The following is a 15,047-nucleotide window of genomic DNA, read 5'->3' as shown; positions in this document are numbered from 1 at the left end:
TGTTTCTGGGAATGAACTTTGCAAATGCGCAATTTTTGCTTCAGGCCCCAAATACAGGTGATGAAAGCAACTACCAATGGTTTGAAGCTTCTAACCTGGGAACTGTTCTGGGAACAAACTCCTTTTATGAGGCTACCCAACCTGGCGTTTACTTTGCTACTTATGATGGGACACTCTGTGGATCAAATGCTACGGGCTATTTTATTTTGACCGAATGTGGTGCACCAAATAATGAAGTGACACTTGACATTTCAGCAAGTGTGCCTACGGGAGCAACAGTAAGTTGGACCCCAGCTTTAAGTGGAGACCAAACCCGCCCAATGGTTACTAGCACACAAAGTGTGATGCGCTACACAGCTACCATTACCAAAGCAGGAAATAATTCAGAATTACCAAGATTTACTGTAGTATGTATGAGTCAAGCTGCCAATTTGGTGGATGATTTAATCACGGTGAACGAAGATGAATCTATTGTGGTTCCCATTTTCGATAACGATTCTGACTTGCCAACAACAGGTACGCTCACGGCCACAACTCCATCCAATGGTTCGGTTGCTATAAATGACAATGGAACAGCCAATGATCCCACAGATGATATAGTTACGTATACCCCGAATCCTGATTATAATGGAAGCGATTCCTTTGATTACACCATTTGTAACGCTCTGGGAGATTGTAGCACGGCGACTGTTACCGTAGATGTCTTACCTATTCTTGACACTAATGATGATTCAGTTTCCACAGACATTAACACAGACATTGTTGTGCTATGGAGAGGCAACGATAATGATATTCCTACCGTAGGAACAATTTCTGCTACAACTCCATCCAATGGAACGGTTACGCTGAACAACAACAGCACTCCCAATGATCCATCGGATGACGACATTACCTATGTGCCCAACCCAGATTTTACCGGAACGGATACATTTGAATATACCGTTTGTGATACCAACGGAAACTGTGATACTGCAACGATCACGATTATCGTAAATACCCTTGGAATTGATTTGGATGCTGATGGGGATGGCATTGTGGACAGTTTTGAAGACCTTAATGCCGATAATGACAACGACCCATCAACAAATCCAACGGATACCGATGGAGACGGCATTCCTGATTATTTGGATATAGATAGTGATGATGATGGAATTCCTGACAACATTGAAGCACAACCCGCTCTGGGATACATTGCACCAAGTTTGGCGGACGCCAATGGAAATGGATTGGATGATGCCTATGAAAACGATGGTAATGTTGGATTGATTCCTGTGGATTCCGATAATGATGGCATTCCAGATTATGTGGATACCGATAGTGATGATGACAATGTACCCGATGCTATTGAAGGTCATGACCGTGACCATGATGGTATAGCCGATGTAACACTGATCGGTTCCGATAAAGACAATGATGGGTTGGACGATGGCTACGAGGGCGAAACCGTTATTGATATCGATGTCAATGATGAAATTGATGACCCAAGCTTAGACATGCCCGATACAGATTCTGATGGAATTCCAGATTTCAGGGATTCCGATGATGACGATGATGGTATAGAAACCATTGATGAGGACTTAGACCAAGACGGAGACTATGCCAATGACGATTCCAACGAAAATGGAATCCCTAATTATCTAGATCCAGACTTGGGTGAAACTACAGTGGAAACGGTGGATGTCATCAATGTTATCACGCCTAATGGAGATGGTGTGCACGATGTGTTGGCCATAAACGGTCTTGAAAATTATCCGAACAACACCGTCAAAATTTATAACCGATGGGGTGTTATGGTATATCAAACCAGAGCCTACAATACTGCTGGAAATGTTTTTGATGGCACTTCGCAAGGTAGGGTTACTGTGGACCAAGATAATAAGCTTCCCGTGGGTACATATTTCTACATCATAGAATATCAAGATGGGACAGGAAACATGAAACAACTTACAGGGTATCTATATATAAACCGATAAAGAAATGGTCGCTGAGGATAAAAAGGCTTTAAGAAATAGAATTAAGGGACTGCTTACCGTGTTGCTACTTGGGGCAATGGGGATGGTACATGCACAACAAGATGCTCAGTACACCCAATATATGTACAATACGGTAAGTGTCAACCCTGCTTATGCCGGTTCCCGTGGTCATTTGAGCATAGCTGCACTTTATCGTAACCAATGGCTCGGATTGGATGGTGCACCAGAGACACAAACGCTCAACATCCATACCCCAGTGGGATACAGAGGTGTTGGTTTGGGTGTTTCCATAGTAAATGATAAGATAGGCCCTACCTCAGAAACCTATTTTGATGTGGACTTTTCTTATACCATTCAAACTTCTTGGGAGGGGCGATTGAGTTTCGGTCTAAAGGCGAGTGCCCATATGCTCGATATTCGTTATTCTGAACTGGATGAATTTGAAATTGATCCGCAATTACAGTCACAACAAGATATACAGAATAAGTTTTCACCCAATGTTGGTGCTGGGGTGTACTACCATACCGATAGATTCTATGCCGGACTATCCGCCCCACGAATCTTGGAAACTACCCATTTTGATACGTCTTCGGTTTCCACGGCCAAAGAGCAGATAAATCTGTATGCCATTACAGGGTATGTTTGGGATTTGAACCCTTTTCTCAAATTTAAGCCAACACTTTTAACCAAAGTGGTGCAAGGAGCTCCATTGCAGGTTGATCTTTCAGCCAACTTTATGTTGAATGAACGCTTCATTGGAGGTGTTGCCTATCGGTGGGATGCTGCTTTCAGTGGCTTGTTTGGCTTTATGGTATCCGACCAACTTATGATAGGTCTGGCCTATGACCGTGAAATTACCGAGTTGGGAGCAGCCACCTTCAACGATGGTTCTTTTGAGGTCATTCTTCGTTACGATTTCATCAGAAATCTTGGAAATCTTAAATCGCCACGCTTCTTTTAAGGACAATTTAAAACTCCTACTTCGGGTAAATTCCGCCAAAGGTCATATTTTTACCGCATGGAAGAGGAAAATGTGATTTTGGTGAATGAGGCCGACGAGCCCATTGGCTTGATGCCCAAAATGGAGGCCCACGAGAAGGCATTGCTACATCGGGCTTTTTCTGTTTTTGTGATGAACGATAAGGGGGAGACCATGCTTCAACAGCGTGCCAAAGATAAATATCATTCTCCCTTGCTATGGACCAACACCTGTTGCAGCCACCAAAGGAATGGAGAATCCAATATTGAAGCTGGTAAGCGAAGACTTATGGAAGAAATGGGCTTCAGCACGGAGCTCAAAGAATTATTTTCATTCATTTACAAAGCTCCTTTTGATAATGGACTTACCGAACATGAGTATGACCATGTAATGATCGGTTCATTCAATAGTGCACCAAACATTAATCCAAAAGAAGTGGCAGATTGGAAATGGATGCACCCAGAAGACATCAAAAAGGATATTTCCAAGAACCCTGATCACTATACGGCCTGGTTCAAGATTATTTTTGAACGTTTCTATGAACATCTTATGAAAAATATCCCATCATAATGAAGGTGAAAGTAAGCAGAAAGGCCATTTTTAATGCAGCACACAGGTTGTACCGGCCAGATTGGGATGAAGCGAAAAATAACGCTGTTTTTGGCAAGTGTAACAACCCACGGTACCATGGGCATAACTATGAGCTGATTGTTAGTGTTACCGGTGAAATTGACCAAGAAACAGGCTTTGTGATGGATTTAAAGGTGCTCAAGGATTTGATAAAAGAACACGTTGAAGAAGCCCTGGATCATAAAAACCTCAATGCAGATGTACCTGAGTTTAAAAATCTAAACCCAACGGCAGAAAATATAGCCGTGGTCATCTGGAATAAACTCCGACCTCATATAAACAAGACCAAGGACTTGGAAGTTGTGCTATATGAAACCTCCCGAAATTTTGTAACTTACTCAGGATAAAAATGGACCTATACCCTTTAAAATTCAAACCCATCCTAAAGGAACGACTTTGGGGAGGCACCAAGCTGAAAGACGTACTTAACAAACCCATAGAAAGTGATATTACTGGGGAGAGTTGGGAACTTTCTGGTGTGCAAGGCGATATTTCAGAAGTGTGCAATGGAGATTTGGCAGGAACGTCATTAAATCAACTCATTACCAAGCATGGTGAGAAACTATTGGGAAAAAGTGTTGTGGCACGTTTTGGAAATGAGTTTCCTATCCTTATAAAATTCATAGATGCCAAGCAAGATCTTTCCATTCAGCTGCATCCCAATGACGATTTGGCAAAAGAAAGGCACAATTCCTTTGGGAAAACGGAAATGTGGTACATAATGAATGCCGACCCTGGGGCCAAGTTGATCGTAGGATTTAACAGGAATGTTGAAAAAGCCGAGTACATACAAAGTTTGGAAGAAGGCACTTTGTTGGATTTGATGAACTACGAAGAAGTTTCAGAAGGGGACACTTTTTTCATTAATACCGGAAAAATACATGCCATTGGTGCAGGGGTCATGTTGGCCGAAATCCAACAGACTTCTGACATCACCTATAGAGTGTACGATTTTGACCGCAAGGACAAAAATGGAAATCTTCGGGAATTGCATACAGGTCTGGCCGTTGATGCCATTGATTATGAGCAAAAGGACGATTTTAAAGTGGATTACCCCCATAAAAAGGATGCCGTAAATACCATGGTCGATTGTCCTTATTTTAAGACCAACTTTTTGGATTTGAACAGTTCAATGCACCAAGATTTATCCACTAGGGATTCCTTTACAATATATATGTGCGTAGGGGGGGAGGCCACCATTGACAACGATTGGGGCAATGTTTCCATTAAGAAGGGGGAGACCATTTTGGTACCCGCATGCAGCAGTACTGTGAATATTAACACCCACGGAGCCAAACTTTTAGAAGTTACGATTTAGTAGTACATTTGAAAAAATACTTACCATGCCAAGTGTTCGTGATTTAAAAAAAGATGTCAACTATGTGCTAGGGGACATTATTGAAGCGGTTTATATTTGGGAAGCCGGTTCGGGAAACAAAGAATCTGAAGAGGGAACCGTAATCATTGACAAAGCCATAGCGGTGTTCGATGAATTAATGGGTAAAATCCATCAGAAAGAAGTAAAAGATACCAAAGCCCATTTTAAGGAAATACGGGTGCAACTGGAAGAAAAAGCCACAGAACTTGTGGAAGAACTGAACAATCTTGCCAGTTGATTAATCCTGCTTCTTCAAGAAATCTTGAAGCGCTTTCCCATATTTTGATGCAGCCACTTCAGGCGATAGTTTCCTGTACACCGAATCCAAATACTTGGGGTTGGCTTCTTGGGCTTCCATAATCATTATATAAGGAGTGGCATAGGAATCTCCATTGTTCAAACCAAAATTCAATACATATCTGTACCGATTCAAAAGATTTTGGTCCGCCAGTCTTTGAAGTGAATCCAACGCCTCTGTGTTTTCTTGATATTTGGGTTGGGTGGCTTCTTGCATCAAGGTTAAATCCTTCAAGTTGAATTTTGAGAGCATCTCATTGAATTCTGAAAGTGTTTCATGGGACTTAGAACCCATAATTTCTGGATTCAGGTCAAACGTGTTCCAAGAGGTATTGATTGTAATTTGTCCGGGCTCACCAAAAAACAAGATTCGGTCATTGACCTCATTTTGGTCCTCTTTTTCCAGATAGAGATAAAAAATATCAGGGTTTTCAACCTCTTGTGAAAAACTGAAATTCCCATCGCCTTCAATTTTGAGGGAATCCAATACCACCAATGAAGAATCTTTGAACTGTTGTAGAAAAAGGGTGCCTTTTTTCAGTCCTTTTATGTTTCCGGAAACCAACATGGTGTTTTCCGTTTCCTTTTCACACGAGGCAATGGCCAATATCAAAACTACTATCGTTAGGATTCTCTTCATTATTCAAATTTTGCTCGGCAAATATGCATAAACTTCTGAACTTTTTAAACTTTGGAGGCCACTTCCATCAATAAAGCACAAATATAGGCGCCGGCCGTGCCCACAACATACCCAAAAACGGCCAAAAGAATACCAACGGAGGTCAAGGAAGGATGAAATTCGGCTGCCACAACGGGTGCTGAAGCAGCTCCGCCTACATTGGCCTGGCTGCCCACAGCAAGAAAAAAGTAGGGGGCTTTGATCAATTTGGCCACCAAAATCAAAAGCCCGGCATGAATACTGATCCAAACCAACCCAATAGCAATGAGGCCTGGGTTTTCCAAAACTTTACCCAAGTCCATCTTCATTCCAATTGTAGCCACCAATATGTAGATGAAAACACCACCTATTTTGCTTGCCCCGGCCCCTTCATATGCTTTAGCCTTGGTAAAAGATAAACCAATTCCGATAGCAGTTGCAAAGACCACCATCCACAAAAATTGGGAACCTAGGGAAGAGAGTATTTTCTGTTTGTTGCGGATGACTTCAAAATTGTTCTCCAAGAATCCAGCAAAATGATATCCCAAAAAATGGGCAATACCAACCCCGGCAAAGGCATAGAAAAGCATCATCATAAAATCGGGCAAAGAGGTAACGCGGGCAATTTTTTCAGTATACGTGGAAACCTTTTGTTTGAGTTGTTCAATAGAGGAGGTATCAGCTTTTAGCCAAGCATCAATTCTTTTGGATTTTCCAATACCAAGTAAGAGCACAGCCATCCAAAGATTGGCCACTACGATGTCAATCAAGACCATTCCTCCATAATTTTCCTGATTGTATTTGAACACTTCAAGCATAGCGGCCTGATTGGCGCCTCCACCTATCCAACTTCCGGCAATAGTGGCCAATCCGCGCCAAACGGCATCAAAACCACTTCCGCCCACAGTTTCGGGTGAAAAAAGGGAAACAATCAAAATGGCCAAAGGTCCCCCTATGATGACACCAACCGTACCGGTCAAAAACATGATCAAGGCTTTGGAGCCTAAGTTCATGATGGCTTTAAGGTCTATGCTCAGGGTCATTAAGATCAGTGCGGCTGGCAGCAAATATCTACTCGCAACGAAATAGGTCTGGGAGGACGATTCGTCCACTATGCCCAAACTTGCTAAAATTGCGGGCAATAGGTAGCACATAAGTACAGTGGGCACTACACCGTAAAACTTGCTCCAAAATCCCGTTTTTAGGGATGAAGTATAGAAAACAAAGCCCAGACAAAGGCAGAGAAGTCCAAAGATAACGGTGTCATCTGTAAAAGGTAGTTGATTCATAGCAGTTAAATAGTGATGGCTCCAAATATAGGAAAATCAAAAAAAGCCATTTTATATGACTATATGTTCAACCAATACGTGAGTTTTAGGTTAATGGACCTACTTCTGGGCATAATCGTATTTACGAAGTAGTTATCGTTGTACACCAAGAATAGATCAGATAAGGGGGCAAAACGCCATTGCAAGCGCGAGTTGATTCCTAAATTGTCCAACTGGTTGCTGTATTGTACCAAAGTGGACCAAAAAACGGATTTATTGAAGGTGATGTTGATTCGCGGACTCACCAGCCATAAATCAGCACTTTCATAAGGTTCGGGCAGTTGAATGCTGTTGTAGTTTAACCCCAGGGAAAGGAAAACCGTAGGTTGGAGGCGAAGGCTTACATCCCCTTCAAGAGCAAACTGGGTGCCATTATAAAATTCACCATACCCAGGTTCAAGGGAATACGAAAGAACCTTTCTTCGATCACTCTGAAACTCAACTTCAAAACTGGTATAATAATAGCCTTGATCGGCCGGAAGTTCAACACCACCATCAGTATCAGTGGGGTCAAAGGACTCCGTTAAAAAAGTATATCGGTTGAACATGCGGGCGGATAGTTCCTCTTGGGTCTTGAACTGAGATTGCCACTCGGTAAAAATGGTATAGTCCGTATTCTGGTAATCTAAAGTTGGCCTCCAAATTGCATTGGGGTTAAAGCGAAACCCGTGAAAATTCATATTTCCCTTTTTGGGCCAGAAATTTACTTCAACAAAAGGTCTGGCGGCCACAATGTCTTGGCGACGTATGAAGCCAAGATCGGAACGAAAGTCATTACCCACAAAGTTCCCGCGAAGTCCAAAATTGAGATATCTGGAGTTATATTGCAGGTCCACTCCCCCAGCAGCATCGCGATCGCCTAGGGCATGGGCAAAAGACTTGTGATAAAAAAACTTTCCTGTCCAGGTATTGTCTGCCGATGCCAAATTGTAATCCAGCCCTACCACTCGGTTGTAGCGATCTTCCTCAGCTAGGAAGTCATAATCCTCAAAGGTTTGGCGGTTCACCAAAATAAAGCTAAGGTTGGAACGGGAGAACATCTTTTTTTGAAGGGCAAACACGGTATTGTTGTTACTGGCAATTTCATTGGCCTCATCTTCCTCCGTTTGGATGTTGAGAAAACCCAGTCTCCAGTTCTCGTTTAATTTTCCACTGAGGCGAACACCGCCAATGATGCCATTTTCAATGGTCTCACCATCCAGATTTTCGGCAATACCAATTCTTCTTGAAAAGAAGGGATTGGAATCCCGTTCATTTCCAAAAGAACCAAAAAGGTCACTATTGTCAATAAAAAACTGCCTACGCTCTGGAAGGGAAATTTCAAATCGGGTAAGATTGGTGACCAAATTGTCCACCTCTACGTTGGAAAAATCGGGGTTTACGGTAATATCCAGATTCATTCCATTGCCAATGGAGACCTTGGCGTCTCCCCCAAAATTCAGATTACTTCTATCCTCATTAGTTTCATAATCCTTTCCGGCAATTCCGTTGATGTAGGGGATAATGGCCATAGGAGTCCTTGATTTTCCAAGAGGTTTTTCAAATACCATATCTCCCATGAAGGCGAGCCCAAAAACGAACTGATTCTGTGGAATTTCAGCCCATGTGCTGGTTTCGTTGGTTTGCATATCAAAACGGTAGCTGTTAAAACGCCATTTGGTCTCCCCTTGTTTAAACTTGAACGAGGTTAGGGGAATGGCCATCTCACAAACGTAATAGCCGTCGTATATTTTTGCTTCGCCCTGCCATTTTACATCCCAAGAGGTAGTGAAACCACTCAATCCGATACCTCCATTTGAAATTAAGGCCTCCCTGCGAACCCCATAGGGATTCATTCCAAACAGAAAGGCATTGGTTCCATCATTGAAGGTGTCAAAAAGTAGGCTAATATTATCATTTCCACCAGCTCTGTAATCCCGCTCCAAGGAAGGAATCACATAATCACTACCTTCCGTGTTGAGCTTAATACCAATGTAGAGCGTAGTGGCACTGTACAACATTTTTATCTCGGTTTGCTGCAGGGCCAAAATGGAATCTGAAGGGAAATATTGTTGAAAATTGTTGGCACTTTCTGCAATATCCCAAACCGATTCATCCAAAATCCCATCAATTTGCATGGGTTCTTCAATGTATTTTACTGTGAATTGCTTGGGAGTGGTTTGCGCAAAAAATAGAAATGGGAATAACAGCGTACTGAGTACAAAACGAAAATAAAACATTAGCTGAGTTAGTTGGTTCACAAATTTAAGATTTAGCTTCGTTAAAAAAATCCCAAAGTTTGCTTTAGAGCATTGTGTTTCAAAAAAGATGGTGAAAATTGGGACTCATAAATTTTGTTAATGGATTGTAAATCTTGCTTCTATTTTTGAATACCTCATCAATCATGAAAAAGACCATAATTTTATTTTTATTGGCCCCCGTACTGGCCTTCAGTAACTTTTGGGGGAAAACAGGACATCGTGTAACAGGGCATATTGCACAAAACCACTTATCTGGGAAGGCAAAGCGGGCTTTGAACGATTTGCTGGATGGACATAGCCTTGCTTTTGTTTCCACGTATGCTGATGAAATAAAAGCGGACCGAAAGTATTCCAAATATTCGGCTTGGCATTATGTGAATTATCCCTTAGGGATAAAATATGCAGATTCTGAAAAGAGTGAATACGGTGATATTATCACAGCCATTGAAGAGTGCAAGCGAGTAGTACTGGATAAAAATAGAAGTAGGGAAAATCGTATTTTTCACCTTAAGATGTTGGTTCACCTTATTGGAGATTTACACCAGCCCATGCACGCCAGTAGGGCAGAGGACAAAGGGGGTAATGATATACAGGTACAATGGTTTGGCGAAGGAAGTAATTTACACCGGGTATGGGACAAAAATTTAATTGTTTCGTATGGTATGACCTATACGGAATTAGCCAATGAACTCGATCAGGTGTCTCGAAAAGAACGTAAAAAGATTCAGGAAGGTACCATTTACGATTGGGTGGATGAATCCCATGAAATTTGTGCCGAGTTATACGAATCTGTTGAGGTAGGTGAAAAGCTGGGTTACCAATACGCCTACAAATATAACGATGTACTGTTCCAACAACTGCAAAGAGGGGGATTACGACTGGCCAAAGTCCTTAACGACTTGTTTGCCTAGGCCATTATGCTTATTGCAATACAGCCTTTAATTGGTTTCTGTACTCTGATGGATTTTGACCAGTGAATGCTTTAAACGATTTGTTGAAATGCGAAAAGTTGTTGAATCCACTTTCATAACACACTTGGGTAATACTCATAGGCTGCTCGGCCAATAGTTTAGAAGCGTGCACCAAACGATATTCGTTTACAAACTGTGTAAAGGTCTTATTGGTGATTTTTTTGAAGTACCTACAGAATGAGGGTACGGTCATGCTCACCATATCCGCAATTTCATCCAAGCTGATGTCTTCTTTAAAGTTGGTCTTCACGTGATTGAAGACAATATTGATTCGGTCATTGTCTTTTACCTCGGTCTCTATGGAAAAGCCTTCGCCGTTCAATACTTTGATTTCATCCGAAGTAGCCAGTATGTTCAATATATTAAGGATGGATAAAAGTCGTTGGAAATCGGTTTGGTACTCCAAGATTTCCATTTTTTCACCAACCTTTACCTTGGTCATACCTGAAAATGCGATTCCACCCTTGGCAACTTCAAAGAGTTTTTGAATGTTCTTCATTTCGGGGATATTGAAGAAATCACTCCCCAAAAAATCAGCTTTCATCTGAACAAGGGTCTCACTTTTGTTTCCCGTTAATTTATCGGTAAATCCACAATGCGGCAGGTTGGACCCAATAAGGATAAGGTCTCCGTTTCTAAAATAGGAGACATGACTGCCTATTTGCCGTTTTCCGGAACCTCCGTTAATATAGACCAGTTCCAGTTCGGGGTGATAATGCCAGCCATTGTTCTTATTCTCGTTGTTCTCATTGAACTTTTGATACGTAAACGAGTGTCCAAAACTAGGCGCAATTGCCTCAAAAGCAGGTTTTTGAATCATTTTTGCCATTTTAAATTTGGTAGTGTAAAGTTACTGTCATGTTGTGTAGGGCGTCTCTACAAAATTAACCAAAATCTATGCTATTTTAACCTTAGCACAAAGTTAACATATTTACCATGTTAAAATTGCATAGAAACTGGAAAAGATGGTGGTATTCTGGGCTATAGTTGCGCCATACATTTGTACTGTAATCTTAAAAAAACGAAATGTTATGAAGTCAGTAGTAAATTATGTAGTAGCCGGAGCTTTCTTACTAGTATCAACAGTAGGTGTAGCCAACGGTCCAGCAAAAAGCGAAGTTGAAAAGAAATTGGTCAATGTTGAGCTTGACCCAGTTTTCGTTAAAAAAGGCGAAAAATTGATGATGAACCTTTTGAACATCTCTCAAGGAACAGTAATCCTTAAGGTGTATGACAGCAAGGACAGACTTGTTTACAATGAGTCAATCGATGGAAAACTTGTTGTTGAAAAAGCGTTCAACTTTGAAAGAGCCTTTGAAGACGAATATACCATAGTTGTTGTTGATAAGTTTGGTACTTACAAGGAAACTATGGCGGTAAGATAGTTTGTTTAGTTAATTTTTATGTGCATGGGGCCCTTTCAAGGGCCCTTTTTTTATAACCATTTTTCAAGACGTTCCCTTTTCCCTGAGGGTAGGGCATCATTTGCAATGGCAAGTTTTAGATGTTCTGCGATCTTTTCCTTGGAAAAAAGTAACTTATAGAATGCTTGGGTGGTCAATGAACTTTTAGATTCTTCCACCAACTCCATCATATCACCTGTAGTGACTTGTCCTACTTCCAAAATACGGATATAGGTGCCGGGAAAACCATGATCAATGAATTCTTTTAAGATTTCTTGGGATTGAAACCGGATTCCCAATTTGAAGCAGGGCTCCCTAGGTTGGGTTATTTGTACCAAGGCACTTCCCAATTTATAAATACTTCCAATCTTTAATTTGGTCTCATCCAAACCTTCAATCGTCAAGTTTTCCCCAAACATACCCCAGTCCCAATCCAAATGTGGATATTTTTCTTTCCAATAGGGATAGTGGTTCGATGAAAAAAGATAGCAGGCCTTGAAAACTCCTCCATGCACTTTTCTATCGGCAATAGTATCATTTGCAACACTTTCTGTTTCCAACCGCAATGGTTCTTTAACAGGATATTTAAATATCCCTGTTGTGGTTTGTTTCCCGTTCCAAACTATTGGGGTAGGGTTGCCTATGTTTGTTGATATAACTTTCATATTTTTTAAATTAAATAAAAGTAAGCCCAATACATTAGTCCAAATTGTAAAGGAATTCTAAGAACAAGAATCCATTTGGGGATTCCAGCTGAGGCTTTTTCCCCTGAAAGCATATAAAAATGTACCAGTAGAAAAACAATCAGCATTAAAATGATTCCGTAAATGCTAAGGTTTCTAGTTTCTGCAAAGCATAGTCCAATCCCCAAAACAATTTCTGCTACACCGCTCAAAAACACCAAAAACTTATGATAGGGAAGGTAACGGGGCATAATCCGTAGATACGCTTTCGGAAAAATAAAATGCATCAAGCCAGCAACTACGTACATGCCAGCCATCAGATACAAATGCCAGGGTGCTACCATGGACTAAAAATAAGAAAGGCAGACCAAATTGACCTGCCTTTTCAATCCTATTTTACTGTGACCTTATTTAATCATATCATAACTACGGGCAATGAACTTGGTCAATTCCTCACCTTTCAGCAGTCCTTTGGACAAACGCGCCAAATCCAAGGACTGATTGATCAAGCGTTCCCGTTTTTTGGCGGTTTTGGTGTTCAAGATTTCACTCACCAATTCGTGATTGGTGTTCACAATAAGGTTGTACATGTCAGGCATATTGCCCATTCCGAACATACCGCCTCCACCGGTACGTTGCATTTCCTTCATTCGTCGCATAAATTCCGGCTCTGTAATAATAAAGGGCGATGCACTGCTCTCCATGGCCTCCATTTGAATAGTATAGCCTTTTTCCTTTACAACCTCCTCAATCTCACCTTTGAGTTTTTCCTTTTCCTCATCAGAAAGTTTGGAAATGGCCGTGTCCTCTTTTTTGATAAGGTTATCAATATGGTCTGAATCTACACGTACAAAGGATAGATTTTCTTTTGAAGTCTCCATTTTTTGAAGCAAGTGCGGTACAATGGGCGAGTCCATCAATAAAATCTCGTAGCCTTTGGCTTTGGCAGCTTCAATATAGCTGTGTTGCGCTTCTCGGTCCGAAGCATACAAGACCACCAATTTGTCATCCTTGTCAGTTTGGTTATCCTTAATTTTAGCTTCCAACTCTTCAAAAGTGAAATATTTGTCATCAACCGTTGGGTAAAGTGCGAACTTGTCAGCTTTTTCAAAGAACTTTTCTTCGGAAAGCATACCGTACTCTATCACTACTTTGATGTCGTTCCACTTTTGTTCAAAATCTTCCCGATTATTTTTGAAAAGTGAATTTAACTTATCCGCCACTTTTCGGGTAATGTAGGATGAAATCTTTTTTACTGCACCATCCGCCTGTAGATAAGATCTTGATACGTTCAAAGGAATATCCGGCGAATCAATAACCCCGCGAAGCATGGTTAAGAACTCGGGAACAATACCCTCTACATTATCGGTGACAAATACCTGGTTTTGGTACAGCTGTATTCTATCTTTTTGAATGTTGAGGTCATTGGTCAACTTGGGGAAATACAAAATACCAGTTAAGTTGAAGGGATAGTCCACATTAAGATGGATGTGGAACAAGGGCTCTTCAAACTGCAAGGGATAGAGTTCCCTATAAAATTGTTTGTAATCGTCGTTCTCTAAATCAGTGGGTTGCTTGGTCCAAGCTGGGTTGGGGTTGTTGATGATGTCATCAACCTCTTTGGTTGGTGCCGGGTCATCCTCTTTGGCACCTTCGGGCTTGGGAAGCGTTTCGGTGCGGGTTCCAAATTTGATGGGAATGGGCATGAACTTGTTGTATTTGGTCAACAGTTCACGGATTTTGGAGTCTTCCAAAAACTCGGTGGAATCTTCAGCCACGTGAAGAACAATCTCGGTACCCCTGTCCTTTTTCTTCGCTTCTTTCAACGTGAATTCCGGTGAACCGTCGCATATCCAGTGCACTGCTGGCTCATCCTTAAAACTCTTGGTGATGATTTCCACTTTCTCTGCAACCATAAAGGCAGAGTAGAAACCAAGACCAAAATGCCCAATGATTCCCGCGTCCTTCCCGGCATCTTTGTATTTGTCCAAGAATTCCTCCGCTCCGGAAAAAGCCACTTCATTAATGTACTTTTTCACTTCTTCTTCGGTCATCCCGATACCTTGGTCTATAATATGGATACGTTTTTTGTCCTTGTTGACCTTCACCTCAATTATGGGTTTGCCATATTCAACTTTGGCCTCTCCAATGGAGGTAAGGTGTTTTAGTTTTAAGGTTGCATCTGTAGCATTTGATATCAATTCCCTCAAAAATATCTCATGATCGCTATATAAAAACTTTTTGATCAAGGGGAAAATGTTCTCTACTGAAACATTGATTTTACCTGTTGCCATGGTGTATGTAATTTTTTTAATCCCATCACGACAAAAAAAATACCACTTTGATAAAGCTGACAAACTGACACAGCTCGGTACTTTTAACATTGAAATATAAACTTTAACACATTTTTGTTTATTCTTTTTTGTAAAATGATAAACAAAATATGTATCTTTACCTCGTTATAGGAAAAAATTGCTATGAAATAGTGAACTATAACAAGTTTGTTT

15 protein-coding genes are annotated in these 15,047 nt (G+C 41.1%); 8 read left to right on the top strand and 7 right to left on the bottom strand.

Annotation, left to right across the window (positions count from 1 at the left end):
• Nucleotides 1-11 precede the first annotated feature (11 nt).
• From ACFOWS_RS18425 to ACFOWS_RS18400, 6 genes are read left to right on the top strand one after another with little or no spacing between them, the layout of a single operon-like run.
• Nucleotides 12-1,973 (top strand): T9SS type B sorting domain-containing protein, encoded by a 1,962-nt coding sequence (locus tag ACFOWS_RS18425; RefSeq protein ID WP_379767902.1) that lies wholly within the window; start codon nt 12-14, stop codon nt 1,971-1,973.
• Nucleotides 1,974-1,977: 4 nt separating this feature from the next.
• Nucleotides 1,978-2,934, top strand: coding sequence for a PorP/SprF family type IX secretion system membrane protein (locus ACFOWS_RS18420; protein ID WP_379767899.1), 957 nt, complete (start codon nt 1,978-1,980; stop codon nt 2,932-2,934).
• 57 nt (nt 2,935-2,991) lie between these two features.
• Nucleotides 2,992-3,522 (top strand): isopentenyl-diphosphate Delta-isomerase, encoded by a 531-nt coding sequence (idi, locus tag ACFOWS_RS18415; RefSeq protein ID WP_379767896.1) that lies wholly within the window; start codon nt 2,992-2,994, stop codon nt 3,520-3,522.
• Nucleotides 3,522-3,929 carry a 6-pyruvoyl trahydropterin synthase family protein gene (locus tag ACFOWS_RS18410; protein WP_379767893.1) on the top strand — a complete coding sequence of 136 codons (408 nt, stop codon included), beginning with the start codon at nt 3,522-3,524 and terminating at the stop codon, nt 3,927-3,929. The genes idi and ACFOWS_RS18410 overlap by 1 nt, the downstream gene beginning before the upstream one ends.
• A 2-nt stretch (nt 3,930-3,931) precedes the next feature.
• On the top strand, nt 3,932-4,900 hold the full coding sequence (locus ACFOWS_RS18405; protein ID WP_379767890.1) for a type I phosphomannose isomerase catalytic subunit: 969 nt from the start codon (nt 3,932-3,934) through the stop codon (nt 4,898-4,900).
• A gap of 25 nt (nt 4,901-4,925) precedes the next feature.
• Nucleotides 4,926-5,198 (top strand): hypothetical protein, encoded by a 273-nt coding sequence (locus ACFOWS_RS18400; RefSeq protein WP_366590673.1) that lies wholly within the window; start codon nt 4,926-4,928, stop codon nt 5,196-5,198.
• Here ACFOWS_RS18400 and ACFOWS_RS18395 read toward each other — a convergent pair whose 3' ends face one another.
• From ACFOWS_RS18395 to ACFOWS_RS18385, 3 genes are read right to left on the bottom strand one after another with little or no spacing between them, the layout of a single operon-like run.
• Nucleotides 5,199-5,897 (bottom strand): DUF4369 domain-containing protein, encoded by a 699-nt coding sequence (locus tag ACFOWS_RS18395; protein ID WP_379767887.1) that lies wholly within the window; start codon nt 5,895-5,897, stop codon nt 5,199-5,201.
• Nucleotides 5,898-5,941: 44 nt separating this feature from the next.
• Nucleotides 5,942-7,204 (bottom strand): DUF819 family protein, encoded by a 1,263-nt coding sequence (locus ACFOWS_RS18390; protein ID WP_379767884.1) that lies wholly within the window; start codon nt 7,202-7,204, stop codon nt 5,942-5,944.
• A 59-nt stretch (nt 7,205-7,263) separates the two neighbouring features.
• Entirely contained in the window at nt 7,264-9,462 is a 2,199-nt protein-coding gene (locus tag ACFOWS_RS18385; protein ID WP_379767881.1) for a DUF5916 domain-containing protein, read from the bottom strand.
• Nucleotides 9,463-9,626: 164 nt separating this feature from the next.
• Between ACFOWS_RS18385 and ACFOWS_RS18380 the strand changes: the two genes are divergently transcribed.
• Nucleotides 9,627-10,394 carry a S1/P1 nuclease gene (locus ACFOWS_RS18380; protein ID WP_379767878.1) on the top strand — a complete coding sequence of 256 codons (768 nt, stop codon included), beginning with the start codon at nt 9,627-9,629 and terminating at the stop codon, nt 10,392-10,394.
• A 10-nt stretch (nt 10,395-10,404) separates the two neighbouring features.
• On the opposite strand, the gene ACFOWS_RS18375 is transcribed toward ACFOWS_RS18380, so the two are convergent.
• Nucleotides 10,405-11,274: an AraC family transcriptional regulator gene (locus ACFOWS_RS18375; protein WP_366590667.1), complete on the bottom strand. Its 870-nt coding sequence runs from the start codon at nt 11,272-11,274 to the stop codon at nt 10,405-10,407.
• 211 nt (nt 11,275-11,485) lie between these two features.
• On the opposite strand from ACFOWS_RS18375, the gene ACFOWS_RS18370 reads away from it, so the two are divergent.
• Entirely contained in the window at nt 11,486-11,839 is a 354-nt protein-coding gene (locus ACFOWS_RS18370; protein ID WP_366590665.1) for a hypothetical protein, read from the top strand.
• Between the two features lie 50 nt (nt 11,840-11,889).
• On the opposite strand, the gene ACFOWS_RS18365 is transcribed toward ACFOWS_RS18370, so the two are convergent.
• The 3 genes from ACFOWS_RS18365 to htpG form a co-directional block, all read right to left on the bottom strand.
• The gene (locus ACFOWS_RS18365) at nt 11,890-12,522 is read right to left on the bottom strand and encodes an MOSC domain-containing protein (protein ID WP_379767874.1); all 633 of its coding nucleotides are present in this window, start codon (nt 12,520-12,522) and stop codon (nt 11,890-11,892) included.
• 5 nt (nt 12,523-12,527) lie between these two features.
• Entirely contained in the window at nt 12,528-12,884 is a 357-nt protein-coding gene (locus tag ACFOWS_RS18360; RefSeq protein ID WP_379767871.1) for a DoxX family protein, read from the bottom strand.
• 63 nt (nt 12,885-12,947) lie between these two features.
• Complete coding sequence (gene htpG, locus ACFOWS_RS18355; RefSeq protein WP_379767868.1) at nt 12,948-14,834, bottom strand: molecular chaperone HtpG; 1,887 nt, start codon at nt 14,832-14,834, stop codon at nt 12,948-12,950.
• Nucleotides 14,835-15,047: the final 213 nt, after the last annotated feature.

Origin of the sequence: Flagellimonas marina, from assembly GCF_042651185.1 — a bacterium.
In the GTDB taxonomy this organism is placed as follows: Bacteria; Bacteroidota; Bacteroidia; order Flavobacteriales; family Flavobacteriaceae; genus Flagellimonas; species Flagellimonas marina.
This window is presented reverse-complemented; position numbering and strand designations above follow the sequence as displayed.